Genomic DNA, 24,830 nt, shown 5'->3' with positions numbered 1-24,830 from the left:
CAGTTGGCATTCAGTGCTGTTGGATCAGGCTAAAGTGTTAGCTTTGTTAAAGCCTTTTGATTATTTTTTTCATATTGCTGTACCGTTTGGGGAATAACACAATGAAGAAAAAGCCGGACGCCTTAGTGCTACTGGCCGTGGTTTTTGGGTTGGGAGTGCTTGTTAGCAGCCTGACCCATGGCGGGAATGAACCGGATTACCGACGTTACGCTGACAGTGCAGGTATTACCGTCACTCAGACGGCGCAGTAACAATACAATCCACTGGCTGGTCCCACGGGGCCACTGGTAGTTCGCCCTGCTCCATTTTCTGAAAATCATACCCTGCAGCTATTAGCCGTGGCCTGCGGGGGTATCTTGTCAGTTGCTCCAAAGTACGATCATAGTAGCCGCCCCCCATTCCCAGCCGGTATCCCGCCTCATCAAACGCCACTGCCGGCAAGATAATGACATCAAGCGCCCATAAGGCTCGGCCGCGATAACGCACGGCCGGCTCCTGTATGCCATAGGCGTTGGGGCGCATGGGGTGGTGGTGGTGCCAGAGCCGAAACTGCAGATAACCAAGCCGTAGCGGGTCCACAAAGGGCAAGTAGGTGGTTGCCTGTTGGAAGCGGGGATGGTGCAGTGCGGGTTGCAGGTCCAGTTCGCCATCGTTGGGCAGGTAGATGGCCACGTGGCGGGCCGGGCGATGCTGAATGGCTCGGGCCAGTGCTGGGCCGAAACGGATACTGGCTCGGCGGCGCTGGCCTTTGCTAAGGGTGCGGCGGCGCTGCCGGAGCTGGCGGCGCAATTGCCGTCGCAGGGCTGCAGTCATAAGAAGGCATGAGTAATTATAAGGGTGCTTCCCGGTCTGCCGCTGTGGGTTTGACCCTTGAACCGAAGGTTCAAGGTGGAGGCAGCAGCATTGCCCTCAGGCTTTCCGCTCAATAGGCGGACATGCACATGGGCAAGGCAATATATGCCCCCGGGTAGTACATTATCGGCTCAGGGACCTGACCCTCTGGCGCACAGGCCAGGAAGCACTTGGGGGTATTATAACAGTGCGGTGGGGGCGGGGTCAGTCTTGACAGAGAGGAGAGTTGCGAGTTGAAACGCGAAAGGTGATTCGTATGGCGACGAGAAGTGGCGCGTTTCAACGTTGAACTTTTAACCCGCCGCTCAGAGCCTGCGGCGGGCGTCTTCGAAGGCTTGAATTTCTTCTTCCAGCCGGCCGAGCAGGGCTTGAACCCGGGCTTCGCCTTCGGAATCTTGGGAGACGCTCTGGCGAGCACGGAGTAATTCGTGGCTCATGTTCAGGGCGGTCATGATGGCGATGCGTTCCAGGCCGATCACGTTGGCATCGCGCACTTTGCGCATCTGATCGTCCAGGTGGCGAGCGGCCGCCAGCAGGTTGTCCTGTTCCCCGGCGGGGCAGGCGACGCGATACTCCTTGTCCAGTAGATGAATTACTAGGGAGTTTTCGTTAGACATTCCGGATTACACCGCATTGGCTGTGGGTCAGGCAGGAGGCCATGCTCAGGACTCCTGCTCGAGAGATTTCAAACGCGAAATGATGGCCTCGACTTTATTGCGGGCGGCATCATTCTTTTTCAGTAACTGGGCCCGTTCTTCAACCAGTTTTCCCTCGCGATCTTGCAGGGCCTGGTTCTCCTGACGCAGCTTTGCGCTAATGCGTAGCAGGTCATCAACTCGGGCTTCCAGTTGCCTTAGTTGTTGTTCCATCGTCATGGCAAAATGGTCGCTGTTCGCCTAAGGTAGCACCCCTGCACCTTACCGGTATTGTCCGGCAATGATGCCCCAACCCGGATTGCAGGCTTTTTGTACTATAGGTGTGGGGTCTGAAAGGGTCAATGAAATTCAAGTATGGTAGCCACTTAGGCTACACTTCTCCGGTAATCTCCAACTCTGCTTCCGGGGCCGCTGTGCCACCGAAGAGCGGCTGCTGAAAACGGAAAGACGCATGTCCAACGATATTGATTTTGAGGTTCTCGTCCAAGGGCTGGCTGCGGCCGGTGTGAAACATTCTCCCAGTGAGCTGCAGGGCGTAATCGCGGGCCTGCTAGCGACTGGGCACGGTAGCCATAATGAAGAGTTACTCGGTGTGCTGGCTGCCCATGTGGATATGCCCGAGGGTTTTGGCGCCGAAATGAACGGCGCTTTGTTGGCGGTGCGAGACCAGTTGCATGCAGGCTATCAGGGTACCGGCCTGGAGCTGACGCTCCTATTGCCGGCGGATGACGATGACTTGGGCTTGCGAGTGGCGGCGCTTGCCCAGTGGAGCGAGGGGTTTTTAGTGGGTTTTGGCACTGGTTCAGCCAATACCCACGACAAGGACCTGCTGCCGGGCGTTCAGGAAGCGCTATCGGATCTGGCCGCCATCAGCCAGGTGGCTACGCCGGATGATAACGGCGACGCGGAAGAAGATATGTATGAGCAGGTGGCCGAACACTGCCGAATGTCGGCCCTGATGATTTACACTGAATTGGTCATGCGCCATCAGGGCAAGCCGGACTCCGCGCCAGCGGACAAGGCACCGCCAACCCGTCACTAAAGAAATATAGGGTGCAGCATGCCTGACGCTACACGTGAAAATCGATAAGCGACCCGTGCCCGCTAAGGAGTAGTTTTGAGTATCAGCCGTGAGGAATTCGCCAGTCGTCGTCAGGAATTGATGTCGATCATGGGGCCTAACAGCATCGCCATTCTGCCCGCCGCCCCGGAACGCACTCGCAACCGGGATGTGGAGTATCCTTACCGGCAGGACAGTGATTTCTGGTACCTCACCGGCTTTGCGGAACCTGAGGCGGTGATGGTGTTGCTGCCGGGGCGCGAGCACGGTGAGTATGTGCTGTTCTGTCGCGATCGCGACCGCACCATGGAAATTTGGAACGGTTACCGTGCCGGGCCGGAAGGGGCGGTGTCTGAATACGATGCGGACGATGCGTTTCCGATCAGCGATATTGATGAAATTCTGCCGGGCCTGATCGAAGGCAGCGAGCGGGTCTATTACGACCTTGGCCACGATAGTGAATTCGACCGCCGCCTGATGGGCTGGGTGAACAGCATCCGCGAGCGGGTGCGTAGCGGGGCGCATCCGCCCGGTGAATTTGTGGCCTTGGCGCATCATCTGCACGACCAGCGACTGTTCAAATCTGCGGCGGAAGGCAAAATCATGCGTAAGGCGGCCAGCATTTCCGCTGGCGCCCATGTGCGGGCCATGCAGGCGGTGAAGCCAGGCATGATGGAATATCAGCTGGAAGCGGAATACATCCACGAGTTCATGCGCCATGGGGCGCGCAGCCCAGCCTACCCGAGCATTGTCGGCGGTGGCCCGAATAGCTGCATTCTTCACTACATTGAAAATACCGGGAAACTGAAGGACGGTGACTTGGTGTTAGTGGATGCGGGTTGCGAGCTGGACTACTACGCCTCGGATATCACCCGGACTTTTCCGGTGAATGGTACATTCAGCAAGCCACAGCAAGCCTTGTATGAGCTGGTGTTAGCCAGTCAGTACGCAGCCATCGAAGCCACACATCCGGACAATCACTGGAACGTGCCCCACGAACAGGTGGTGAACATTATTACCCAGGGTTTGATGGACCTGGGCCTGCTAAAAGGCGAGTTTAACGAGCTGGTGGAAACTGAAGGTTATCGATCCTTTTTCATGCATCGCACCGGCCATTGGTTGGGGCTTGATGTGCATGATGTCGGTGACTACCGCATTCAGGAGCAATGGCGTCAGCTTGAGCCGGGTATGGTTCTGACTGTGGAGCCGGGGTTGTATGTGGCGCCGGATGATACTTCCGTGGATGAGCAATGGCGTGGTATTGGCATTCGTATTGAAGATGATGTGCTGGTAACTAAAGCCGGGTGCGAAGTCCTTAGCCACGAGGTGCCCAAGGACGTGGCGGATATCGAAAAGATAATGAAAGGCAATTGAACGCTTAACCTTGACGCGTCAAGAGTGCGTTGTGCCGAGCAGGGAAGTAAGTTGTCGCGGGTACGGCTTTGAAGAGCCTGTAGCCCCTGGTTTTTACTTTTCAATGTTGAGCTCGCCCTGCATTTTTGCGCCTCAAACGGTGCCCCTATAGCGACAGCGAAAATGGACGTTGGAATGACGCAGCAACCTCTGGTGATCGTGGGTGGTGGTATGGCCGGTGCTTTGCTGGCGCTATTGTTGCGCCATCATGGGGCGGGCAGAGTGGTGTTAGTCGAAAACCACCCGTTGTCGTTGCCAGAGTCCCCGCCGTTAACGCCTAGTTTTGATGCCCGTAGTACGGCCTTGTCCGCAGGCACTTTGTCGGTGTTGGGTGATCTTGGGCTGGCGGACGCCATTCGCGAGCACGCCGCTGCCATTGATACGGTACATGTGTCACGACAATCCCGGCTTGGCATTACCCGCATATCCGCCCATGAAGAGGGCGTGGATCAGTTGGGCGCAGTAGTCGAAAACCGCTGGCTGGGGTTTGTGCTGCTCGGCGCCTTGTTTGCGGATAAGAGCATTCAAGTGCGGGCACCGGAAACGCTGTCTAGTATTTGTCGTGTTGAAGGTGGCTATCAGGTGAGCCTGGCCGGTGGTGAGGTGCTCGAAACGCCGCTATTGGTCGCAGCCGACGGCGCTCGGTCGAAGACCCGGGAGTGGCTGGGGATCAGCGCGCGGGAGCATGACACCGGGCACGATGCGTTGATTGCCAATGTCTCTTTGGCGGCGGGCCATGAAGGGATCGCTTACGAGCGCTTTTTGAATGATGGCCCCATGGCCTTATTGCCGTTGCCGGATCAGCGTATGGCGTTGGTGTGGACAGGGCCGCGCGAGCAGGTGGACCGTTGGGTGGCGTTGGAGAATAGCGAAGTGCTGGCACAATTGCAGGCCCGTTGCCCGGCAGGCGCGCCACGCCTTTCCAGCATCGGCGAGCGCCAGCGTTATCCGCTGGTACTCACCGAGGCCTGTGCACAGGTGGTGCCTCATGGCGTGGTGGTCGGTAACGCCGCCCATACCTTGCACCCGGTGGCGGGGCAGGGCTTTAACTTGGCGGTGCGGGATTTGTTGGCACTGGCGCAAACCGTGGGCGGCAATTCAGATCCCGGTAGCTTGGTGACCTTGCAAGCCTACGCGCAAAAACGGGAAAAGGATCAGGCCATGATCAGCCAGGCGTCTCGTTGGGTGCCAGAACTGTTCCGGCTGCAGCACCCGCTTTTTGCACACAGCCGCCAGCTGGGGCTAGTGGCCATGGATATTTTACCCGGGCTGCGCAGCGGTTTTGCGAAACGGGCCATGGGATTGTGAAAGCACTTAAAAACGTGAGGACAAAGCGTGCATCCCAATAGCGTGTCGTCTGCAAGCGAAAAACAACACATCGTCATCGTCGGCGGTGGCATGACTGGCGGGCTGCTGGCGGTGCTGCTGGCGGAGCAGGGGCTTAACGTCACCGTGCTGGACGGTGCGCCTGCTCCGGCCATGCCTGAGGGCGCAGCACAATTACGGGTATCTACGCTTACCGAGGCCAGCCATTGGCTGTTGCGTAATACCGGGGTGTGGGATTGTCTAGATCTGTCTCGGGTGCAGCCTTATCACGCCATGCAAGTGTGGGATCAGGATGGCACCGGTGAAGTGTTATTCCGGGCGGAAGAGGTCGGGGCAAAGAGCCTGGGCTGGTTATTGGAAAACGGGCATTTGGCTGCTGCTCTGTATCGTAAAGCCGCAACCTTGCCGACGCTGGATTGGCAATGTGGTGTGCAGGTCGATGCCTTGCGGCGTGATGCCAAGACGGGGCAATGGGCCGTGCGCAGTGGCGATTCGTTCTGGCAGGCTGACTTGCTAGTGGGCGCCGATGGCGCCCGTTCGCAAGTGCGAGAGCAGGCCGGCATCAGCGGTGGGCCCCGCGATAGCGGGCACCATGCACTGGTGGCCACCATTGCCACGCAACGGCCCCATGACGGTTGTGCCAGGCAAGTGTTTATGGAAACCGGGCCGTTGGCGTTGCTGCCGTTATTTACTGGCGAGGGTCAGGATGATCAAAGGCAGTGTTCTATTGTTTGGTCCGGTTGGCCGCAGCGGATTGCGGCACTGCGAGACAAGGACGCAGCGGCGTTTGCGGCGGAATTGCAGGCTGCTGTGGGCGACGCTCTGGGGCCTGTGACCCTGCTTAGCGAACGAGCGGTGTTTCCCATTCAGGAGCGCCACGCTAGCCAGTATATATCTGCAGGGCTGGCGCTAGTGGGAGACGCAGCCCATGTGATCCATCCATTGGCTGGGCAGGGGGTGAACCTGGGATTGTTGGATGCGGCGGTACTGGCGGAAGAGGTGAAAAGGGCCTGTGAACAGGGAGCCGGCTGTGCTGACCCTAGTGCGTTGGCCCGTTATCAGCGCCGCCGTCGCGGAGAAAATTTGCTGATGCAAAATGCCATGCGTGGGTTCCAGTCCCTGTTTGAACAGCGCGCCCTGCCGGTGCGCTGGTTGCGTAACACGGGCATGCGCTGGGTAAATCAGGCGGGCCCAGTGAAAGGATTCTTTGCTCGTCAGGCCATGGGGCGAAGCGCGGACCTTCCTGCTAAAGCGAGACCCCCCGTTTGGGACGCTAGAGCTAATCGACATTAGCTGGCATACTGTCATTAATTAATAATCATTCCTGTTTGAGAATAGTTGGAGCGAATGGATATGCGCGTGTTTGGCATCATAGTTGGCGCCGTGATTATGGCGTCTGGTCTGTGGGGGTGTTCTGAGCCTGCCGCTGATGAAGAGTTAGTGGTTTATACCTCTCGCAATGATCATCTTATTAAACCGGTGTTCGATGCCTACACCGAGGCAACCGGGGTGCGAATCCGTTATATCACCGATAACGCTGCGGCCCTTACCGCCCGCTTACAGGCTGAGGGTGAGCGCTCCCCTGCGGACATGCTGATTACTGTGGATGCGGGTAACCTCTGGAACGCCGCTGAAAAAGGGCTGCTTAGCCCGGTGGCGTCGGAGGTGCTGAGCAACAATGTCCCCGCGGCACTCACTGACCCGAAAAAGCAATGGTATGGCCTCACCGTGCGTGCGCGTACTCTGGTTTACTCACGCGACCGGGTACAGCCCAGCGAGTTGTCCACCTATGAAAACCTGGCGGACCCTCAATGGAAGGGGCGCCTGTGTCTGCGCACGTCTAAGAAGGTTTACAACCAGTCATTGGTGGCGACCATGATTGAGCGCCAAGGCAAAGAGAAAACCGAGGAAATCGTACGTGGTTGGGTGGCTAATTTGGCCACGGATGTGTTTTCCAATGACACCGCGTTGATGGAAGCGATCGTCGCAGGGCAATGCGATGTGGGCATTGTTAATACGTACTACTACGGTCGCATGAAGCGGGATAATCCACAGCTACCGTTGGAGCTATTCTGGGCCAATCAAGACACCAGTGGCGTGCATGTGAATATCTCTGGAGCGGGCGTTACTGTGAATGCGCCGCACCCGGAAAAAGCCAAGGACCTGCTGGAGTGGTTGACTCAACCTGCGGCTCAGGAACTGTTGGCCGACCGCAACCTGGAATACCCGGTGAATGCGTCGGTGAAGCCGCCAGAAGAAGTGCGCTCATGGGGTGAGTTCAAGGCCGATGATCTCAACGTCAGTGTCGCCGGTGCCCTACAGGTCGAGGCGGTGAAACTGATGGACCGCGCAGGGTATCGCTAAGCGGTGATGCGGCGCGGCGGGGTTTCGTGCAGTGGGGCCAGCGTGATTGCGCTGGCCCTGTTGGTTGTGGTGCCTATTCTGGTGTTGCTCGCTGCCTGGCGACAACAAGAGTGGGCTACCTGGCAGCACCTGATGGATACGGTGCTGCTACGCCTGATTGGGAATACCTTGTTCCTGATGGTGGGTGTGGCTATTGGCGTTTCGCTGCTGGGCATTACTCTGGCTTGGTGTATGGCGACCTTGGAGTTTCCAGGTCGTCGCTGGCTGCAATGGGCCGTGTTGCTGCCCATGGCCATGCCGGCGTATGTGCTGGCATTCGTGTTGGTGGATCTGCTCGATTACGCCGGGCCGATACAAACCCAGGTGCGCGCCTGGTGGCCGGCCTTTCCCGGGTTCAGTGCCCGCCACTCCCTGTGGGTCGTGGTCACTCTTTCTCTGGTGCTTTACCCCTACGTGTACATGCTGGCGCGGTTGGCTTTTCAGGCTCAGGGGCGTGCTGTGCTGGAACAGGCGCGCATTCTTGGTGATGGCCCGCTACGGGCGTTTTTCAAGGTGGCGCTGCCCATGGCCCGGCCGGGCATTGCTGCAGGGTTGGCGCTGGCCTTGATGGAAACCCTGGCCGATTTCGGCGCGGTGTCGGTGTTTAATTTCGATACCTTTACCACCGCCATCTATAAGAGCTGGTACGGCTTGTTTAATTTGCAGGCGGCGGCGCAGCTGGCCTCATTGCTACTGCTGTTTGTGCTGGTGTCATTGTGGCTGGAGCGCCGTGGCCGGCGCCGGGCCCGGTTTAGTGAGCTGGGTGGCCGGCAAATAATGCGGGTGCGGCCGCGTTTTGCCTGGGGCATTTCGGTGTTCGCCTTTGCTGTGTTGTTCATGGCATTCCTGCTGCCGGTGAGCCGGCTGTTGTATTGGGTGGTGGGCACCGGTATCGAAGGCTTGGATAGCCGCTTTGTCAGCCTCATCTGGCGTACTTTTTTGCTGGGTGCTATGGCGGCTTCATTGATTTTGGTGTTGGCCGGCTGGCTGGCTTGGGTGAAGCGTCACCAGCCCTCTCGGGTGGTCTCGGGCTCGGTGCAGTTGGCGACGTTGGGCTATGCCTTGCCTGGGTCAGTGCTGGCGGTCGGCATCATGGTCAGCTTCAGTGCCGTGGAGGCTTGGCTGGATCAATGGGGTGTATCGATTCCGCTGGCGGGCGGGCTGGCGGCGTTGGTGCTTGCCTATGTGGTGCGTTTCCTGGCAGTGGCCTTTGGTCCAGTGGAAAATGCCCTGCAACAGGTGCGGCCCAGTTTGGTGGAAGCTGCCCGTACCCTCGGTGCTAGCGCATCAGAGGTGGGTCGCCGGGTCTATCTGCCGATGATGTTGCCGGGGTTGTTTACCGCTTTGCTGCTAGTGGGCATTGATGTGATGAAGGAAATGCCTGCTACCCTTCTATTGCGGCCCTTTGGCTGGGATACCTTAGCGGTGCGCATTTACGAACTGACGGCAGAAGGTGAGTGGCAGCGAGCCGCAGCGCCGTCGTTAACCTTGGTGTTGTTGGGGTTAGTGCCCGTCATTGTGCTGAGTCGGCGCCGTTGAATGTTGCTTCTCCTAGCAGAAGTATTCTCTTCAGGGCGGGGTTATTTGCTCGCTATTTTAAAGAATTTTACGTTTCCTCGCCGTTATTAACGATAAATGACGCTTTCTACCGATGTGGGCAGATGTGCACTTTTGCATAATGTAAGGCATTATCCTTCGCTGTCTCAGCAGCAGGTAACGTGAACGCGCTGAATAGACAGTGTAAGGGCAGCAACAAATGAGGGTTTTCTTTCGAGGAACCTCGCCGCCGTAGCCGGTAGCGTACGGGTGTTACCCTAAAATGCAGGAAGGGTGTGCTTTGGAAGGCGAGTTGAGCAAGGACATCATCACCGATGGTATACTGAGCGGCCAGCCCGCGCATCGGCACCCAGTTCCGCGCCAATGAAATTCCTCGTTTAGCGGTGGAGTAACCTATAGCGAATCCCCGTTGGGGACTAATGCCTCGGTGAATGTGAGCGGCCAGCATCAGATTTCTCGAAGCCCGTACCTTCGACATTTACGACACTCCGCCCGCCGTTTACCCGCAGCCCAGCACGCAGGTTGACGCTAGTGGCGAAGTGAATGTGATCAGCGGTTTGATCGCGCTTAAATTTTAAACTTGGGAGAAAAACACAAAAATGATGCGAATAAGCATACTTTTTGCGGCCGCACTGGTGCTGATTGCCTGTGGTGATAGTGGCAGCAAACGGACGGTGGATTACAGTGGCAACACCAGCGGCCAGGTATTCTATAGCTACCCGGCGGATGGCCAGACTCAGGTCTCGGTGCACGCTCCGGTGGTGGTGCAGTTCTCCGAAGCACGAAATATAGCGCCGGCGAATATTACCCTTGCGGGCCCAGACGGTCCTGTCGAGGTGGACGTCACCGAAGCCGATGAGTGGCGCTCAGTGATTGTCACGCCACGCGAGGCGCTGGCGTTCAACAGTGAGTACACCCTGAGCGTGAACGGTGTCAGCCTAACCGGGTTAGAGGATGGCACACTGAGCTTTACTACCGCCTCGGCGCAGGAAGGCCCGCACGTCGAGCAGGTGTTAAGTGATGAACTGGTGATCAGTCGGCGTATGCCGTTTGGGGATGACCAGCCGTTCATGGATTTCTCCACCATCCACCTGCAATTCTCGCAGCCGCTGGATCGCACTACCGTGGATAACACCACAGTAAGCTTGAAAGATGCTCGCGGAAACCGGGTTGCGGCCACCTTGCTGGTAGACGGCACACGGGTAACCCTTGATCCAAAGAATGACCTGACTCCGGGTAGCGAGTACACCCTGCAGCTGGATGGGGCCCTGACCAGTGAAACCGGCGTGGCTTACAGCGGGGAAAATAGCATCACGCTAATCCCGCAAGATTCCGCCCCCCGGGAAACTCTAGTGCTGGAGGTCATGGCTGCAGACCCTACCAAAGAGTGTAACGCGAGTGGCGTTATGCTGTCGCCGCTGAGCGGGGATCCGATCAATTGCGTGCCATTAATCAGTAAATTGTTGGGCGATGACACCTCCGCCAAGCTGTCTGGTGATGTGTTTGCAGAGTTAGGATTTATACCCAATTATCCGGACGCCGCCCCATTGCGAATCCGCAAAGGTTCGGTCCTCAAGGGTGAGTCGCTGGATGTGCTGATCGTCGGCGAGTTGCCCGCGAGTTTCGATTCTGGAGAGGTGACCGTGAGCTTCCTGTCCGATGCCTCTGGGTATCTTTCAGTGGCCCCGTATAGCACGGCTCACGAAGCACCACGACGGGTGCAGTTGACCCTAGACCTTGCGTTCTCTACAGCAGATTCCCGCGCCAACGGCGCCTTCACCCAGACCTTACTGCAGGTCGAGTTGGTGGGTCGCGCTATTGTTGTAGATGGCCGCATGGTCATCGATGCCCTAGGCGTGGTAGAACCAGATGTGCTGGGCTTGGAAACCGCCTTCGGCGTGCTCAGCTTCCATATGGAATCTTACCAGGATCAGGTAAATGCGCCCGAGCCCGAAGTTGATATTACCGGCCCGGGGCTGCAAAGCTGGCAGCCTGGCGACTACGTCGATCGTTTCCGCCCCGGCGACCCGGTGGTGCTGAACTTTGATGAGATTCCAAACCAGGACACCATTATTCCGGGCACCACAGTGAGGCTGACCCAGCAGGGAGCCCAGGTGCCCTTCCAGTGGCGACTTGACGGTGCTTCCCTGGTGCTTACCCCGGATGCCCCGCTGGAATTTGGCGCCGATTACCAAGTGGTATTCACCGATGGCATACAGGACCTGAGTGGCAACCCGGCCAACCCGCGAACCCTCGACTTCACCATGGTCGATGCCACCACTACCAGTGGCGCGCGCACGCCCTATACCACCACAGTGTATCCCGGCTTCCCCTGCGCCATTAACCCAGGTAGCGAAAACTTGGCCAATGGCATTCAGGGTCAGTGTGTCAGTGCTTATCAAGATGATGTCGGTGATCTTTTGCCGGTGCCGCCCTTGCCTGCTAACCGTTCCATTGAGGTGCAGTTCTCGCGCAACATAGACCCCGATAGCATGAAGCTGGGCTCTGCGTGCGGGCAAGGCAGTGTTCGGGTGGAAAAAATAGACACAGCGGGGAACTGCCTGGATGTGGTGCCCGCCCACCTGACCCTAGAAACGCGCAAGCTGACCATTACCCCGCAACAGCCCTGGGAAGACGGCACCCTGTATCGTTATGTGCTGGCGTCCCATGAGCGGGCAGGTTGTGCCGGTGATGTGATTTGTTCGCAAGACAATATGCCCCTGCAAACCGCCCAGCTATTAGGGCCGGATGCGGATGAGGGTGGCCCGAACATGGCTATTGCCTTCACCGGTGCGCCGCCCAGCGACAATGTGCTGCTACCATTGCGTAATCTGCCCAAGTCAGACGTGAATGCCAACTTTGAGCTGGAAGATACTGAACTCAAAGCGACGGAAGAGCCGCCGGGCAGCGGCTTGTACCCATCACCGACCAATGCCGCCAAGCTGGCTGTCACTGATGTTGGCGGGTTGGTTACGGCGGCAAACATCGGCTGCAATATTAACGATACTTGCCCGGCGGATAAGTTTACTTATCTCAATGGCGGGATCATTGCCGATATCGCTGGCTGGGATGAAGCGGAGCAAGCGCTCAAAGTCATCCTCTATCCGCCCGTGTTGATGACAACCAACACCAGTGTTTACGCACAGATCGCCGGTTTGGTCAGCCCTAACGTGCCCACCGAGCCCTTGGTGATGCGTGGCCGTTATGAGGAGGATGAAAGCGGCAATCGGACGCAGCCGTTAATCGGGTGGATTCGCTATGATGAGGAGGAAGATCAGTTAATGTTTGAGCTCACTCTTGATCTGCTGCTGGATGCCCCGGAAATGGAGGCCCCACTAGGGTTGCCCTTTAACCTGCACGGTTATCCTATGGATGATTTGCAATTGTTGGGCCCTGTGGACTTTTTGGCAGATGGCAGATTGGTTATCAGCTTGTTGAGCATGGCGGATCAGAACATTGATGTGCGCATTGGCGGGCCGGTGGCCACCATTGATCTGCAGCTTCCTACTGGAGGAGTGAACCTCACCTTCCAGAGCGGCTCCATTAAGAAACCGCAGTAACCTCACTGTTTCTAACAGTGGCACTCAAGCCGGCCTGCGGGCCGGCTTTTTTGTGCCTGGGGGCCGGGTCGCGTGTTTGAACGCAGTGTTCCCGCATTGGGCAGATTACTGGCTCAGCCTATGCCGTTTGGCCCCGTGTCGATATAATTCTCTACTCACTCGTTCCATGGTGTTTTTTTATGGCTCATCGCACAGCTTTATACGACGCTCATCTCGCCGCCGGTGGCAAGATGGTGGATTTCGGCGGCTGGGATATGCCGATTAACTATGGGTCGCAGATCGAAGAACATCACGCCGTGCGCCAAAATGCCGGTGTGTTCGACGTTTCTCATATGACCGTAGTGGATATCGCCGGCGCCGGCGCCCGTGACTACTTACGCCAGCTGCTGGCAAACGATGTGGACCGCATTGATCCGGGCCGCGCCCTGTATACCGGGATGCTTAACGATAATGGCGGCGTGATCGATGACCTTATCGTCTACAAACGGGACAATGACTACCGTCTGGTGGTAAATTGCGCGACCCGTGAAACCGATCTGGGCTGGATGGAAAAACACGCGGGCGGTTTTGCCGTGGATATTCATGAGCGTCCGGAACTGACCATGTTGGCGATTCAGGGGCCCAAGGCCCGTGACATTCTCGCTGGCCTTTTGAATGGCAGCCGCGCCGACGTGGTGAAAAGCCTGAAAGTGTTTGCCTTCGCGGAAGACGGTGATTGGATGATTGCCCGCACCGGCTACACCGGTGAAGACGGCGTGGAAATCATGCTGCCTAACGCGGATGCGCTGACCCTGTGGGAGCAACTGCTTGAAGCGGGTGTATCGCCTATTGGCCTGGGGGCACGCGATACGCTGCGCCTGGAAGCGGGCTTGAATCTCTACGGCAACGATATGGATGAGAGCATTACGCCATGGGAAGCCAACATGGGTTGGACCGTAATGCTCAATGACCGCGAGTTCATCGGTCGCCAGCCCCTGCTAAACCAGAAAGAAAATGGCCACAGCGAACAGGTGGGTCTAATTTTGGAGGGCAAGGGTGTATTGCGCGCCCATCAGAAAGTTTTAATGCCGAATGGGGAAGAAGGGGAAATTACCAGCGGTACTTTCTCGCCCACGTTAGGTAAATCCATCGCCCTGGCTCGTTTGCCTGCCGGCGCCACCGGTAAGGTGGATGTGGAAATTCGCAATAAACGGCAGGTGGCTCAGGTGGTTAAGCCGCCGTTCGTGCGTAATGGTAACGCGGTGTACAAGGAACAGTAGCAGGATGCTTTGCGCCGCACGCAACACGCGCGGGGCCTGTTTATTAGGCCGGAAATGCCGATAGCATCTCCGGCAAAACATACATTCTGTAGTCGCCATCGACACGGCTACTGAATACATTTCAGCGTGCATGCGTGAGGCGTGCCGCGAGCAAGCGACTCTTAACAGGAGAAAACAATGAGCGAGATTCCAGCCGAGCTGCGTTATGCCTCCAGCCATGAGTGGGCCAAGGTAGAAGACGGTGTTGCCACGGTGGGCATCAGCGACCACGCCCAAGATGCCATGGGCGATCTGGTCTATGTTGAGCTGCCGGAAGTGGGCCAGGTTGTGGCCGCTGGCGATGAAACCGGGGTAGTGGAATCCGTAAAAGCGGCCTCCGACATCTACAGCCCGGTGTCTGGCGAAATCGTTGAAATCAACGAAGCGCTAGAAGATGAGCCAGAGTTGGTTAATAACGTTCCCTATGAAGGTGGCTGGTTGTTCAAAGTGCAGCTCACCGACGAAGGCGAGCTGGACAGCCTGCTCACCGCCGACCAGTACCAGGCGCAGATCGATAGCGAATAACGGTTCGCCGTTTTCGTTGCTACAAGCCTCAAGCTGTAAGCTAAACCCCGCCCGGTTTTCTTTGCTGCTTGACGCTTGCAGCTAATCCCCGTCGTTTTTATTGATGAGGGATTCAACGCCAACACCAACACCATCAGGTACCTCCATGCCCTATATCCCCCATACCCCCGATGACGTGCGCGCCATGCTCGACGCCATTGGCGCCGATAGCATCGAAGATTTGTTCGATGAAATTCCTTCGCACCTGAAAGCCGCAGGCAAGCTCGATGCTCTGCCTGAAGGGCTGAGCGAAATGGACGTCACTCGGCTGATGAGCGACCGTGCTGCCCAGGATGCAGGCGCGGTCAGTTTCATCGGTGCCGGTGCCTACCAGCACCACGTGCCGGCGGCGGTATGGGAAATTGCCACTCGGGGGGAGTTCTACACCGCTTACACCCCGTATCAGGCGGAGGCGAGCCAGGGCACCCTGCAGGTGATCTACGAATTCCAAACCCTGATGACTCGCCTCACCGGCATGGACGTGAGCAACGCTTCTGTCTACGACGGTGCCTCCGGTTTGGCCGAAGCGGTGTTGATGAGCCTGCGAGCCAACCGCAAGAGCAAGTCCCGCAAGGTGCTGGTGCCCACCGCGGTAAACCCGCGCTACACCAACGCGACCCAGGCCATCGTGGAAAATCAGGACGTGGCCCTGGAAAGGGTGGGCTTCGATGCCGCTAGCGGGCAGACCCCACTAGATGCACTCAAACCCTATGAAGGTGAAGATTATGCCGCGCTGGTGATTAGCCAGCCCAACTTCTTCGGTTCTCTGGAAGAAGTGGATGCGCTCACCGACTGGGCCCATGCCAACAAAATGTTGGTCATTGGTGTGGTTAACCCCACCTCCCTGGCGCTGCTGACGCCTCCTGGCGAATGGGGCGCAGACGGTGCAGATATCGTTGTGGGTGAAGGCCAGCCGCTGGGTGTGCCGCTATCCTCCGGTGGGCCGTACTTTGGCTTTATGTGCTGCAAGCAAAAACACGTTCGGCAAATGCCGGGCCGAATCATTGGCCGCACCGTGGACATGGAAGGCAAACAAGGTTTCACACTGACGTTGCAGGCCCGCGAACAACATATTCGTCGTTCCAAGGCCACCAGTAACATCTGCACCAACCAGGGCTTGGCCATGACCGCGGCGACCATTTACACCTCGCTGCTGGGGCCGGATGGCCTGGGTAATGTGGCGGCTCATTGCCACGCCAACACTCAGGCACTGGCGGACAAGCTCACCGCTATCGATGGCGTTGAGCGTGCCTTCACCGCGCCGACTTTCCACGAAGTGGTACTGACGCTGCCCAAGCCGGCGGATCAGGTGCTGGCGACGCTGGCCGAGAAAGACGTGCTGGGCGGCGTGAGCCTGGCCGGCGACTATGACATGAATAATGCGATTTTGGTAAATGCTACCGAAGTCCATTCCGAGCAGGATTTGCAGCTGTTCGAACAAGCCCTGAAGGAGGTGCTGGCATGAGCGAGACACAACTGATTTTCCAACTGTCTCATCCAGGTCGTAGCGCCACCTCCCAAGCGCCCAAGGCGCTGGCGGAGGACAAGCTGTCCGCGATTCCAGCGCACCTGCGTCGCAAGGAAAAGCCGGGCCTGCCGGAAGTGTCCGAAATGCAGGTGGTACGTCACTACACCAACCTGTCCAGCAAGAACTTCGCCATCGACAAGCAATTCTATCCGCTGGGTTCGTGCACCATGAAGTACAACCCCCGTGGCGCCAACCGTGCCGCCATGCTGCCGGGTTTTTTGAATCGTCACCCGCTGGCACCGGAAAGCCACAGCCAGGGTTTCCTTAGCTGCATGTTCGAACTGCAGAACTTCCTGAAAGAAGTCACCGGGATGAAAGGGGTGTCCCTGGCGCCCATGGCCGGCGCTCAGGGTGAGTTTGCCGGCGTCGCCATGATCCGTGCCTACCACGATGCCCGTGGTGATGATCAACGTACCGAGATCTTGATCCCGAATGCAGCCCACGGCACCAACCCGGCTACCGCCGTCATGTGTGGCTACAAGGTCCGTGAAGTTCCTGTTGGCGAAGATGGTGACGTGGACCTGGAAGCACTGAAAGCTGCTTGCGGCCCACAGACCGCTGGCTTGATGATGACCAACCCGTCTACTTGTGGCGTGTTCGAACGGCAGGTTGAAGACATCGCCAAAGCCGTGCACGAAGCCGGCGGCTTGCTGTATTACGATGGCGCAAACCTGAACGCCATCCTCGGCAAGGTGCGCCCCGGAGACATGGGCTTCGACGTTATTCACATGAACCTGCACAAAACCTTCGCCACCCCCCACGGTGGTGGTGGCCCCGGTGCCGGCCCGGTCGGGGTCTCCGAACGCTTGTTGCCTTACCTGCCCACCCCCATGGCCGGCCAGCGCGATGACGGCAGCTATCACTGGGTCGACACCGACTCGCTGGACACCAGCATCGGCCACTTGAGTGCCTTTATGGGTAACGCCGGTGTATTGCTGCGCGCTTATTTCTACGCCCGTTCCCTGGGCCGCGAAGGCATGATCCGCGTGGGCGAGTTTTCCACATTGGCGGCCAACTACCTGCTCAAGCGTCTGGAAGCGGTAGGTTGTACTGCTGCCTACCCGGATCGTCGTGCCAGCCATGAGTTCATCCTCACCTTCGCAAAAGAAGCGAAGGAGCTGGGCGTCACCGCCATGGATATCGCCAAGCGCCTGCTGGACTACAACCAGCATGCGCCCACCACCTACTTCCCGCTGCTGGTGCCGGAGTGCTTCCTCATCGAGCCCACGGAAACCGAAAGCAAAGAAGCGCTGGATGAGTTCGTGGATGCCATGGCTGCGATCCTGGAAGAAGCGCGCAACGAACCCGACATGGTGAAAGAAGCGCCCTTCACCCAGCCGGTACGTCGTCTGGATGATGTGAAAGCCGCTCGTGAGCTGGACTTGGCCTGGAGCGAATAAGAGACGTAGCGCGCTTCAAGCGTGTTCTATGAAGCGATAAAAACCCGGCGAAAGCCGGGTTTTTTTTATGGGTGAAAATAAGTTGGAAGCTCGACGTCGCAGGGCGGATGCTAAAATCAAATTTCGATGCTGAACGCGCATGCCTGCCTTGCTACCCCCTATCCAGCGGACTAATCACCCCCAGACCGCCCCGGTTCATCACATGCAGATACCGTTCGGTGGTCGACACATCGCTGTGGCCCAGCAACTCCTGCACCGTGCGGATGTCATAGCCGCTCTCAAGTAGCCTTGTAGCAAATGAGTGCCTGAAAGTATGTGGGCCGCAGAGCTTAACAATCCCGACCTTCTGTGCAGCATGCTTGATCTGCTTGCGAATGGTATCTGGGTGATGGTGATGGCGGCGAATAATGCCAGTTTGTGGGTCCCGGGCTGGCTCGCGGGAAGGGAAAATAAATTGCCAGCCCAACTGTGAAGCTTGGCCGGAGTACTTTCTCGCCAGCGCATAGGGCATCCATGCGGGGCCAACCCCGTTCTCCCTGTCCTGCCTATAATAACTGGTGGCCAGATCGATCTGTAGCTTCAGGCGCCCATGTAACTGGCCGGGAAGTACAGTGACTCGATCCTTGTTTCCTTTTCCTTCACGAACAATGAGCTGGCCTTGGCCGAAATCCATATCCTTGACTCTTAGTCTCAAGGCCTCAGAAACTCGCAATCCGGAACCATACATAAGCTCAGCCATCAGTTTGAAAGGGTCTTTTAGCTGCGTAATGATGATGCGAGCCTCCTCGTCGGTAAAAACGACGGGTGGCCTGCGAGACTTGCGTGATTGGCGAAAATTCAGAGCCGGAAACTCAATCTTGAGAAATTTGCGGTAGAAGCAGTTCAATGCATTCAAGGCAATTTTCTGCGTGGCGGGGCTGCAATGCCGCTGGGTAGCGAGATGAGTCAAAAAGGCCTGTATCTCCGGGGAACTCATTTCGCGAGGATGCCTGCGGTCATGGTAGCGAATATAGGTAACCACCCAATGAACATAGGTTCGTTCAGTCTGGTAACGATAGTGATTAGTGCGCAGCCAGGCACGGAATTGATCAAGTAGCCTTACGGGCGTGTCAGGAATGGAAACCGGAATATCTGTGGTTCTATTGCTCATAGGGTTCTCCTTACCCATAGCAGGCTGGGGCTATGGAGGCCCGTGCTCAACAGAACGGGGCGCAAATGCGTGTAGGCGATATCTCAAAATTCGCTAAGCCGTTGATCTTTGTCTCGAGTTGCGTCTTAAATGTGCATGGGGTCCCCGGAAATAGGCCGCTCGTTTGAGTTTTGTCAGAGGGGAAAGATTCTCACTTCTTGGGTACGTTGCTAAAGGTTATGGGTTTATCGGAATTATATACGATGGCCTTTTAAGAAATATGTCGAAAAAAGATATGTCGAATCGTTCGACTGAATACGCTGTTAGCGGCACCACGCAGAGAATTTATGGCCAAGTGGAAAGAGCTAAAAAACCAGATTCTTGCAGGTACAAAGGAAGATTCTCAGGGAGAGTCTAATACCAAAGAGTTCCTGGAATCGTTGTGTGAGGGGTTTAGTGCGAGAGGAAGAATTCCGCTTGGCCTACAGCATGACATATCGACAGAGTCTGTCGGATACATAGAGAATTTTGCCCTAGTTCCGTCAAAGGATGAAAGCGAACACTGGAATTTGGTGGGCGACGTGCATTTCCACGATGTGGATATCGATGAGGCTTTGCGGGGTTTTAGCTATTCAGCAAATATCGACATGGTCGGTGATATACAGGAGAAAGCACTGGCGGCGTATCTCCCATATCCAGACTATCGGAATGAGAAACTTCTGGAGGCAATTTCGAGTGTAGGCGATGGAATTGTGGCGGGTGCCTGGAAGAAAAAGAATGCAGATCCCGTATCAGTATCTCTCATTATTTCCTTTCTCCTTTTTACAGCATCGCCTGCATACACAAATTTCTGGAACAACAAGGTATCACCCACCTTTAAGCGTATTCGAGAGCAGCTGGGGAAAAAGCATAAGGTCGAGTTCGTGCAGGTGACTGAAGGAATGAGAAGAGAAAGCTTTGGCGTTTATTTCATTCCTAGCGGGGGGGGAGATGGGGATTTTGCTCCGCTGCTGAGTCAAGTGACGGACGCGATTAACATGGTTAAAGATCACCTCAAGAACGACGTCTTTGCAGTCGAGAAAGGTGTTCACTTGGTTAAGGTACGTTTCTCCGGTAGAGAAGGTCGTTTTGTTTTGCTGGCCGTGGAGTACCTAGATGGTAGCGTCATTAATCACTCATGCTAACAATCGGCTGCACTGCGACCGATTTTCCGCCGCGGTGCGGCTACAAACCGGCGCATGAGCCGGGCGTTAGGCTCTTTATCACAATCAAACCCAGGAGGGTGAAAACATGAAGAAGGATGTAATAAAGCAAAATGCACAGTCGCTGACTCAACGATTAGATCATATGGTTCCTGATCCAAAGATTTCCGCAGCGGAAAATCAAAAGGCTGCAGCAGAGTTGGCTGCCTTGTCAGGCAAGCTATTTGGTCACGTCCCAGACCAATCACTTTCTCCATTAGAACGGCTCGAGCGATTGGCAAGGGGGATTGATGAAAGAAAGCCAAATAAAAAACAATTGGAACCAGCAGTTAAAAAGCTTCAAGAATTAAAACAGCGAATAGACGAGCTTGTAGATGGTGATTTAAGCCACGAAAAGAAAATAGATGTGATCTTGGAAAAATTGGATGAAAAAGTTGGCTCTAGCCAGAAGGCACTACATACAACAGATAAGTTAGAGCTGCTAGGCGATCCGAGAGGAAATGTCGCCCCTGAGGTTAAGAAAATTTCTAAGAAAAAGCCCAAGAAATGAAGCTGCTAAGTAAAGAAGAAGTTGTCGGTAAATACCGGCAACTTCTAAACAAATACTACGAAGAAGATCACTCCTCGCACATTTGGATAGATGAGCTACCCCCGTTTTTGTGTCGGGCGCTAATTTTAGATCAAAAAGTTGCTCTCGCAACTGAGTCTGTAGAAAGTGCATTCGCAGGTCATAATGAGGCACGACTGGTAGATTTAGGTGGCTTAAAAGTTTCGGTAGGTGAGTTTAGCGACGAATTAATATCCTCGCTTCCCATAGATGGTCACTTGGCCCTCTCAGTTCCAGGTCTTTCTGAGTGGAATGTCAACGCTCTAACGTTACTGTCATCCCTGAGTAATGATGCCTATGCTACCACTAAAGACTGGACATCTTTATTCGTTTGGTTAGCTCCTGATGAAGATAATCCGCCAGATAATGTACTTACATCGGTTGCGATACCTTCTTTGCCTCACTGTTCATTTTTTAGCGTGAAAGCCCTAAGGCACATACCGGCACGCCATGTCTTCGATGGAGCCTCATTATATGCTTTAGCTGAAAATATTTATCATGAATCGCTTCACCAACAACTCAATGCATCACTAATTTTTGATGAAAAAACGAAAGTATTTTCTGAGGAATCAAAACTAAATAAGGTACATATTCCATGGAGAGATGTCCATTGGGAGCTAGATCGTGTCTTGCATGCGGCATGGGTGTATTCAGGTTTGCAGCTTCTCCGTGAAAATGCATTGGAGTCTAGTTTACTCGAGGATCATGAAAAGAAATTTTTGAAAGGAGCCTATAACGAGTCCAAACCCCGATTGGAACTCCTATTATCAGAATTAGATGCAGCTATTCCCAATGTATCCGACGAATCGAAAGGTGTAATAGAGTGGTTTTATTATAATAAGCCTAACAAATCAATGCAGCGGACCGTGTAGTTCCCCCGCTTTAGTGGACTCCTTCTCTTAATCAGAGGAGGTGGCATATGCCCCGATACAACAATCCGAGAAAGACTTGGCAGTATTCGACAGACTTTAAAGTAAAGGCCGTTGAGCTTAGCTGTCAGGAAGGCATTCAGGTTCAGCAAGTGGTGGCTGGGTTGGATATCCACCCGATGATGCTTTCGAGGTGGCGCAAGGAATACCGTGAAGGAAAGATCAAGCCAGATGGCCGAAAGCGTGTTGGTGTGATGAAAGAAAAGAAAGCTCCCTCCGCCGAGGAGTTGAAGGAGCTCGATAAGCTCAAACGGGAAAACGCCCGCTTGCAGAAGGAGAATGGCCTTCTAAAAAAGTGGCAACGGTATCTGTCGGATCGACATCAGAGCGATTTGGATTCATCTAGGAACACGGGCGAAGACTAGGCGCCAGGTACCTGTGCAATTGGTTGGGTGTGTCGAGGAATGGCTATTTGCAAACGCAAGGAGCCGCCACGAGCCCGATAAGATAGATGCTTGCTGAAAAAAGTGCGCCGGATCCATGGGGATTGCCGGGGCGGCTATGGCAGCCCGAGAGTGCATCAAGCCTTGCGTCACGAAGGCGTCCGGATTGGCCGTAAGCGTGTTGAGAGGCTGCTGAGGGAGGCTTCGCTGGTGGGGCGTGTGGCAAAGCTGTACCGCAGGGTGCCGGGGGTGGAGCGATTCTATCAACGCCACAAGAACCTGCGCCTTAATATGCCGGCCCCAACCGGGGTAAATCAGCAGTGGGTAGCGGATCTCACTTATATCAAGGTTAACCGGCAATGGCAGTACCTGGCGGTCGTGTTGGATGTCTATTCGAGGCCTAAACACTGCACGGACAATGCGCATATGGAATCCTTCCTTCATAGTATGAAGGCTGAAGTGATCCATGGTGTATCGTTTAAGGATGAGCAAGAGTTGCGAGCGGTTCTGCGTGGCTACACCAACCAGTTTTATAACCAGAAAAGGTTACACTCTGGCATTAGCTACGTGGCCCCGGCAGAATACGAGAGAATGGCAGCGTGAAATGAAGCGTGTCTATTTTATTGGGGGAAGATCACTGGTTTTCCGCTGCGCTTCAAATCAGCCGCAAATGCGTGCGTTATATTTTTTTGGAGTCAGAGGAAGCTATGGAGCGTTACTTAAAGGTTTTGGGGATTATTGGCGTTTGTGCTGCACTTTCGGCATGCGGGGATAAAACAACCGGACAAGCCTGCTTGGGGCCAAACAATAGCGGTCTCGTAGAAGGGATGCAGTCAGAATGTAAAGCAGGAGATGCAATTGCAACAAAACACCCTGCTTATTTTTGTGATTTTAATTATGCCGTTGCATACAACGATTATAATTCTGCCATGTGCATCTACTCAGGGAAGCAAAAACCTGAGAGAACGGAGCAATAAATACAATAAGCCGCAGCAGTACGCGGCCGATGCTCGCCGGACGTCCCTGACGGGGCGCTGATCTGTAACCACTTTTTTGGACAGATTTTTCTGTTCATGAGAGAGGTGCAGTGTGGGACAGACAAGAAAGAGAAATTACGATCGTTATACCCTGGCTTATAAACCCCAATCCGTTAAATTGGCTAATGATCCTGACGTTAGATCCAAGGATGTGGCAGAGTCACTGGGTGTCCACCCGGTAATGCTTTATCGATGGCAGATGGAGCAGCGCCGCGGGGAGCTCAGGGAGAATAAGCATATGAAGATGCCATCGCCATCCCCGAAGCGTCGTCCCAGCCGAGCAGATCCAGTTAAGGAGGCAGAGGAAAAGCTGGCGGCTGCTGAAAAACGGATCAAAAAACTTGAGCGTGAGCTGAATAATCGTAATGACGAGATTGATTTGCTAAAAAAGGCCGAGCGGTTCTTCCAGCGGAAAAAGTAAAGCTCTATGAGCTGGTTGAGAAGAGTCGGGAAGGCCGTGACGTACGTCGCTTGTGTCAGCTGCTTGGTGTGTCTAGAAGTGACTATTATGCTTGGCGTTCGCGCTCTGAGAGTGAGCGAAGTCAGTATGATGGAAGGCTAAAAGAGGCCTTGGTCGAGCTACATCGCTGGTTTCGACGAGCCTATGGCGCTCGACGACTTCATCAGCAACTCCGCAAAAATGGCCTATCGTGTAGTGTCCGTCGGGTATCCAGGTTGATGAAAGAAGTCGGGATTCATGCTTCCAGCAAAGGGTTGTACGTCTGGAATCCAGAAAGACATGAGTTCTATAGTTCAGCAGGGAATGTGCTGGTGACGGAGGAATCAGCCGATTGTGAGGGCAAGCACTGGGCCGGAGATTTTACTTATATCCGAACGGGCTCTGGTTGGCTTTATCACGCGGTAGTCGTGGATCTGTATAGCCGCAGGGTTGTGGGCTGGTCATTTAGCCGTAAGCGAAACAAGTGAGCTGACAAAGAGTGAGTTACGAATGGCTCTGTCACGTGAGCAGCCTCGCGTGGGTTGTGTGTTTCACTCGGATCAAGGGATTGAATATGCCGCTCATGAATATCGAGATCTGGTGGCTGCTGCGGGGATGCGCAGGAGTATGAGCCGAAAGTCAACGCCACTGGATAATGCGATGGTGGAGTCGTTCTTCCATACGCTAAAGACGGAATTGGTTCATCTGCGTAAGTTTGAGAATGATATTGAAGCTGTGGCCGCGATTGTTGAGTTTGTCGAGTTTTATAATCGGGAGCGGCTTCACTCTGGGATTGGGTACCAAAATCCGGCAAGCTATGTGCGGGCGTTAGGCTAAATGAAGGGTAAGCATGAATATTGAATTATATACTTTCTTTCTCGTTACAACGGTGATGCTTATTTTGGTTCCTGGGCCAGCGGCTATAACGGTGGCGAAACAGGCTGCATCCCATAATTCAAAATTAACTTTTTTAAGTGTTCTTGGCGTAGCAAGCGCAGATGTATTATTTTTTATATTGTCGGCAACAGGCATCGCATCGCTAATAATAGCGTCCAGTTTGGTATTTTCTATCATTAAATGGTTTGGTATTGCTTATCTTCTTTTCCTGGGTATTTCGGCAATTTTTAGCAAAGCAGGGCCAGTTAACGTTGATGTTCAATTAACCACAATGAATCCTGCGAAAGCTTTTTCAAATGGTCTCGTCATTCAATTAGCTAACCCAAAAGCGTTAATGTATTTTTCAGCCCTATTGCCGCAGTTTGTGGACCCTAAAGAGCCTGTCATTTTACAAATGGTTCTTATGGGGCTCACCTGTTTTATTGCTGATTTAGTGGTTTACAGTCTGTTTGGCCGCATGGGGGCACAATTAGCAAGAAAACGAGTAAAGTCTTGGGTTATAAACCTTATCAATAAAGCAGCGGGTACGGCATTGATTGCCACCGGAATAAAAATGGTAACGTTGGGAAGTACAAAATAGCCGCCATCAA

General features: G+C 54.9%; 24 protein-coding genes, 1 other RNA gene and 1 pseudogene. 21 read left to right on the top strand and 5 right to left on the bottom strand.

What is annotated here, in order from left to right; genetic code table 11:
- Positions 1–101: 101 nt before the first annotated feature.
- Positions 102–251, top strand: coding sequence for a hypothetical protein (locus tag AS19_RS14115; RefSeq protein WP_155849247.1), 150 nt, complete (start codon positions 102–104; stop codon positions 249–251).
- Here the strand turns inward: AS19_RS14115 and AS19_RS13265 are convergent.
- The 4 genes from AS19_RS13265 to AS19_RS13250 form a co-directional block, all read right to left on the bottom strand.
- Positions 232–813 (bottom strand): 5-formyltetrahydrofolate cyclo-ligase, encoded by a 582-nt coding sequence (locus AS19_RS13265; protein ID WP_011589875.1) that lies wholly within the window; start codon positions 811–813, stop codon positions 232–234. The genes AS19_RS14115 and AS19_RS13265 overlap by 20 nt on opposite strands.
- A gap of 24 nt (positions 814–837) precedes the next feature.
- Positions 838–1,021: non-coding RNA, 6S RNA (gene ssrS, locus AS19_RS13260), on the bottom strand.
- 136 nt (positions 1,022–1,157) lie between these two features.
- Positions 1,158–1,469 (bottom strand): cell division protein ZapA, encoded by a 312-nt coding sequence (locus AS19_RS13255; RefSeq protein WP_011589874.1) that lies wholly within the window; start codon positions 1,467–1,469, stop codon positions 1,158–1,160.
- Positions 1,470–1,514: 45 nt separating this feature from the next.
- On the bottom strand, positions 1,515–1,727 hold the full coding sequence (locus AS19_RS13250; RefSeq protein WP_011589873.1) for a TIGR02449 family protein: 213 nt from the start codon (positions 1,725–1,727) through the stop codon (positions 1,515–1,517).
- A 232-nt stretch (positions 1,728–1,959) separates the two neighbouring features.
- Here AS19_RS13250 and AS19_RS13245 point away from each other — a divergent pair, with 232 nt between their 5' ends.
- From AS19_RS13245 to gcvPB, 11 genes are all read left to right on the top strand, one after another.
- Positions 1,960–2,550, top strand: coding sequence for a UPF0149 family protein (locus AS19_RS13245; protein ID WP_035459933.1), 591 nt, complete (start codon positions 1,960–1,962; stop codon positions 2,548–2,550).
- 75 nt (positions 2,551–2,625) lie between these two features.
- Positions 2,626–3,942, top strand: a complete 1,317-nt coding sequence (pepP, locus tag AS19_RS13240; RefSeq protein ID WP_046962204.1) for a Xaa-Pro aminopeptidase — start codon at positions 2,626–2,628, stop codon at positions 3,940–3,942.
- 174 nt (positions 3,943–4,116) lie between these two features.
- Positions 4,117–5,289, top strand: a complete 1,173-nt coding sequence (gene ubiH / locus AS19_RS13235) for a 2-octaprenyl-6-methoxyphenyl hydroxylase (protein WP_046962203.1) — start codon at positions 4,117–4,119, stop codon at positions 5,287–5,289.
- 27 nt (positions 5,290–5,316) lie between these two features.
- The gene (locus tag AS19_RS13230) at positions 5,317–6,600 is read left to right on the top strand and encodes an FAD-dependent monooxygenase (RefSeq protein ID WP_231860864.1); all 1,284 of its coding nucleotides are present in this window, start codon (positions 5,317–5,319) and stop codon (positions 6,598–6,600) included.
- Positions 6,601–6,654: 54 nt separating this feature from the next.
- Complete coding sequence (locus tag AS19_RS13225; RefSeq protein ID WP_197540931.1) at positions 6,655–7,671, top strand: extracellular solute-binding protein; 1,017 nt, start codon at positions 6,655–6,657, stop codon at positions 7,669–7,671.
- Positions 7,672–7,713: 42 nt separating this feature from the next.
- On the top strand, positions 7,714–9,249 hold the full coding sequence (locus AS19_RS13220; RefSeq protein ID WP_231860862.1) for an iron ABC transporter permease: 1,536 nt from the start codon (positions 7,714–7,716) through the stop codon (positions 9,247–9,249).
- Between the two features lie 617 nt (positions 9,250–9,866).
- A complete protein-coding gene (locus tag AS19_RS13215) occupies positions 9,867–12,827 on the top strand; it encodes an Ig-like domain-containing protein (RefSeq protein WP_046962201.1) in 2,961 nt (986 codons plus the stop codon).
- Between the two features lie 179 nt (positions 12,828–13,006).
- On the top strand, positions 13,007–14,086 hold the full coding sequence (gcvT, locus tag AS19_RS13210; RefSeq protein ID WP_046962200.1) for a glycine cleavage system aminomethyltransferase GcvT: 1,080 nt from the start codon (positions 13,007–13,009) through the stop codon (positions 14,084–14,086).
- 177 nt (positions 14,087–14,263) lie between these two features.
- Positions 14,264–14,650: a glycine cleavage system protein GcvH gene (gene gcvH, locus AS19_RS13205; RefSeq protein WP_011589864.1), complete on the top strand. Its 387-nt coding sequence runs from the start codon at positions 14,264–14,266 to the stop codon at positions 14,648–14,650.
- Positions 14,651–14,795: 145 nt separating this feature from the next.
- Complete coding sequence (gene gcvPA / locus AS19_RS13200) at positions 14,796–16,154, top strand: aminomethyl-transferring glycine dehydrogenase subunit GcvPA (protein ID WP_046962199.1); 1,359 nt, start codon at positions 14,796–14,798, stop codon at positions 16,152–16,154.
- Positions 16,151–17,617 (top strand): aminomethyl-transferring glycine dehydrogenase subunit GcvPB, encoded by a 1,467-nt coding sequence (gene gcvPB, locus AS19_RS13195; RefSeq protein ID WP_011589862.1) that lies wholly within the window; start codon positions 16,151–16,153, stop codon positions 17,615–17,617. The genes gcvPA and gcvPB overlap by 4 nt, the downstream gene beginning before the upstream one ends.
- Positions 17,618–17,768: 151 nt before the next feature.
- On the opposite strand, the gene AS19_RS13190 is transcribed toward gcvPB, so the two are convergent.
- On the bottom strand, positions 17,769–18,767 hold the full coding sequence (locus AS19_RS13190; protein WP_046962198.1) for an integron integrase: 999 nt from the start codon (positions 18,765–18,767) through the stop codon (positions 17,769–17,771).
- Positions 18,768–19,093: 326 nt separating this feature from the next.
- Between AS19_RS13190 and AS19_RS13185 the strand changes: the two genes are divergently transcribed.
- The 9 genes and pseudogenes from AS19_RS13185 to AS19_RS13145 all read left to right on the top strand — a co-directional run bounded on the left by AS19_RS13185 (position 19,094) and on the right by AS19_RS13145 (position 24,820).
- Positions 19,094–19,930 carry a hypothetical protein gene (locus tag AS19_RS13185; RefSeq protein WP_046962197.1) on the top strand — a complete coding sequence of 279 codons (837 nt, stop codon included), beginning with the start codon at positions 19,094–19,096 and terminating at the stop codon, positions 19,928–19,930.
- A 106-nt stretch (positions 19,931–20,036) separates the two neighbouring features.
- A complete protein-coding gene (locus AS19_RS13180) occupies positions 20,037–20,498 on the top strand; it encodes a hypothetical protein (RefSeq protein WP_052753774.1) in 462 nt (153 codons plus the stop codon).
- Positions 20,495–21,427, top strand: a complete 933-nt coding sequence (locus tag AS19_RS13175; protein WP_046962196.1) for a hypothetical protein — start codon at positions 20,495–20,497, stop codon at positions 21,425–21,427. The genes AS19_RS13180 and AS19_RS13175 overlap by 4 nt, the downstream gene beginning before the upstream one ends.
- 47 nt (positions 21,428–21,474) lie before the next feature.
- A pseudogene (locus AS19_RS13170) lies at positions 21,475–22,470 on the top strand (IS3 family transposase).
- Between the two features lie 8 nt (positions 22,471–22,478).
- Entirely contained in the window at positions 22,479–22,844 is a 366-nt protein-coding gene (locus AS19_RS13165; RefSeq protein WP_197540930.1) for a hypothetical protein, read from the top strand.
- Between the two features lie 112 nt (positions 22,845–22,956).
- Positions 22,957–23,325 carry a transposase gene (locus AS19_RS13160; protein WP_046962194.1) on the top strand — a complete coding sequence of 123 codons (369 nt, stop codon included), beginning with the start codon at positions 22,957–22,959 and terminating at the stop codon, positions 23,323–23,325.
- Positions 23,326–23,336: 11 nt separating this feature from the next.
- Positions 23,337–23,831 carry an IS3 family transposase gene (locus tag AS19_RS14330; protein ID WP_101235000.1) on the top strand — a complete coding sequence of 165 codons (495 nt, stop codon included), beginning with the start codon at positions 23,337–23,339 and terminating at the stop codon, positions 23,829–23,831.
- Positions 23,832–23,853: 22 nt separating this feature from the next.
- A complete protein-coding gene (locus tag AS19_RS13150) occupies positions 23,854–24,180 on the top strand; it encodes an integrase core domain-containing protein (RefSeq protein WP_144412655.1) in 327 nt (108 codons plus the stop codon).
- 13 nt (positions 24,181–24,193) lie between these two features.
- Positions 24,194–24,820, top strand: coding sequence for a LysE family translocator (locus tag AS19_RS13145; RefSeq protein WP_011589858.1), 627 nt, complete (start codon positions 24,194–24,196; stop codon positions 24,818–24,820).
- Positions 24,821–24,830: the final 10 nt, after the last annotated feature.

It is taken from the genome of Alcanivorax sp. NBRC 101098, from assembly GCF_001010505.1.
Classification (GTDB): Bacteria; Pseudomonadota; Gammaproteobacteria; order Pseudomonadales; family Alcanivoracaceae; genus Alcanivorax; species Alcanivorax borkumensis.
The sequence above is the reverse complement of the archived record's forward strand: the minus strand, read 5'-3'. Positions and strand labels throughout refer to the sequence as shown.

Bases quoted from the DNA above. Each gene is read 5' to 3' on its own strand.
- AS19_RS14115 (WP_155849247.1), top strand. From the start codon at position 102: ATGAAGAAAAAGCCGGACGCCTTAGTGCTACTGGCCGTGGTTTTTGGG.
- AS19_RS13265 (WP_011589875.1), bottom strand. From the start codon at position 813: ATGACTGCAGCCCTGCGACGGCAATTGCGCCGCCAGCTCCGGCAGCGC.
- AS19_RS13255 (WP_011589874.1), bottom strand. From the start codon at position 1,469: ATGTCTAACGAAAACTCCCTAGTAATTCATCTACTGGACAAGGAGTAT.
- AS19_RS13250 (WP_011589873.1), bottom strand. From the start codon at position 1,727: ATGACGATGGAACAACAACTAAGGCAACTGGAAGCCCGAGTTGATGAC.
- AS19_RS13245 (WP_035459933.1), top strand. From the start codon at position 1,960: ATGTCCAACGATATTGATTTTGAGGTTCTCGTCCAAGGGCTGGCTGCG.
- ubiH (WP_046962203.1), top strand. From the start codon at position 4,117: ATGACGCAGCAACCTCTGGTGATCGTGGGTGGTGGTATGGCCGGTGCT.
- AS19_RS13225 (WP_197540931.1), top strand. From the start codon at position 6,655: ATGGATATGCGCGTGTTTGGCATCATAGTTGGCGCCGTGATTATGGCG.
- AS19_RS13215 (WP_046962201.1), top strand. From the start codon at position 9,867: ATGATGCGAATAAGCATACTTTTTGCGGCCGCACTGGTGCTGATTGCC.
- gcvT (WP_046962200.1), top strand. From the start codon at position 13,007: ATGGCTCATCGCACAGCTTTATACGACGCTCATCTCGCCGCCGGTGGC.
- gcvH (WP_011589864.1), top strand. From the start codon at position 14,264: ATGAGCGAGATTCCAGCCGAGCTGCGTTATGCCTCCAGCCATGAGTGG.
- gcvPA (WP_046962199.1), top strand. From the start codon at position 14,796: ATGCCCTATATCCCCCATACCCCCGATGACGTGCGCGCCATGCTCGAC.
- gcvPB (WP_011589862.1), top strand. From the start codon at position 16,151: ATGAGCGAGACACAACTGATTTTCCAACTGTCTCATCCAGGTCGTAGC.
- AS19_RS13190 (WP_046962198.1), bottom strand. From the start codon at position 18,767: ATGAGCAATAGAACCACAGATATTCCGGTTTCCATTCCTGACACGCCC.
- AS19_RS13185 (WP_046962197.1), top strand. From the start codon at position 19,094: ATGGCCAAGTGGAAAGAGCTAAAAAACCAGATTCTTGCAGGTACAAAG.
- AS19_RS13180 (WP_052753774.1), top strand. From the start codon at position 20,037: ATGAAGAAGGATGTAATAAAGCAAAATGCACAGTCGCTGACTCAACGA.
- AS19_RS13175 (WP_046962196.1), top strand. From the start codon at position 20,495: ATGAAGCTGCTAAGTAAAGAAGAAGTTGTCGGTAAATACCGGCAACTT.
- AS19_RS13150 (WP_144412655.1), top strand. From the start codon at position 23,854: ATGGCTCTGTCACGTGAGCAGCCTCGCGTGGGTTGTGTGTTTCACTCG.
- AS19_RS13145 (WP_011589858.1), top strand. From the start codon at position 24,194: ATGAATATTGAATTATATACTTTCTTTCTCGTTACAACGGTGATGCTT.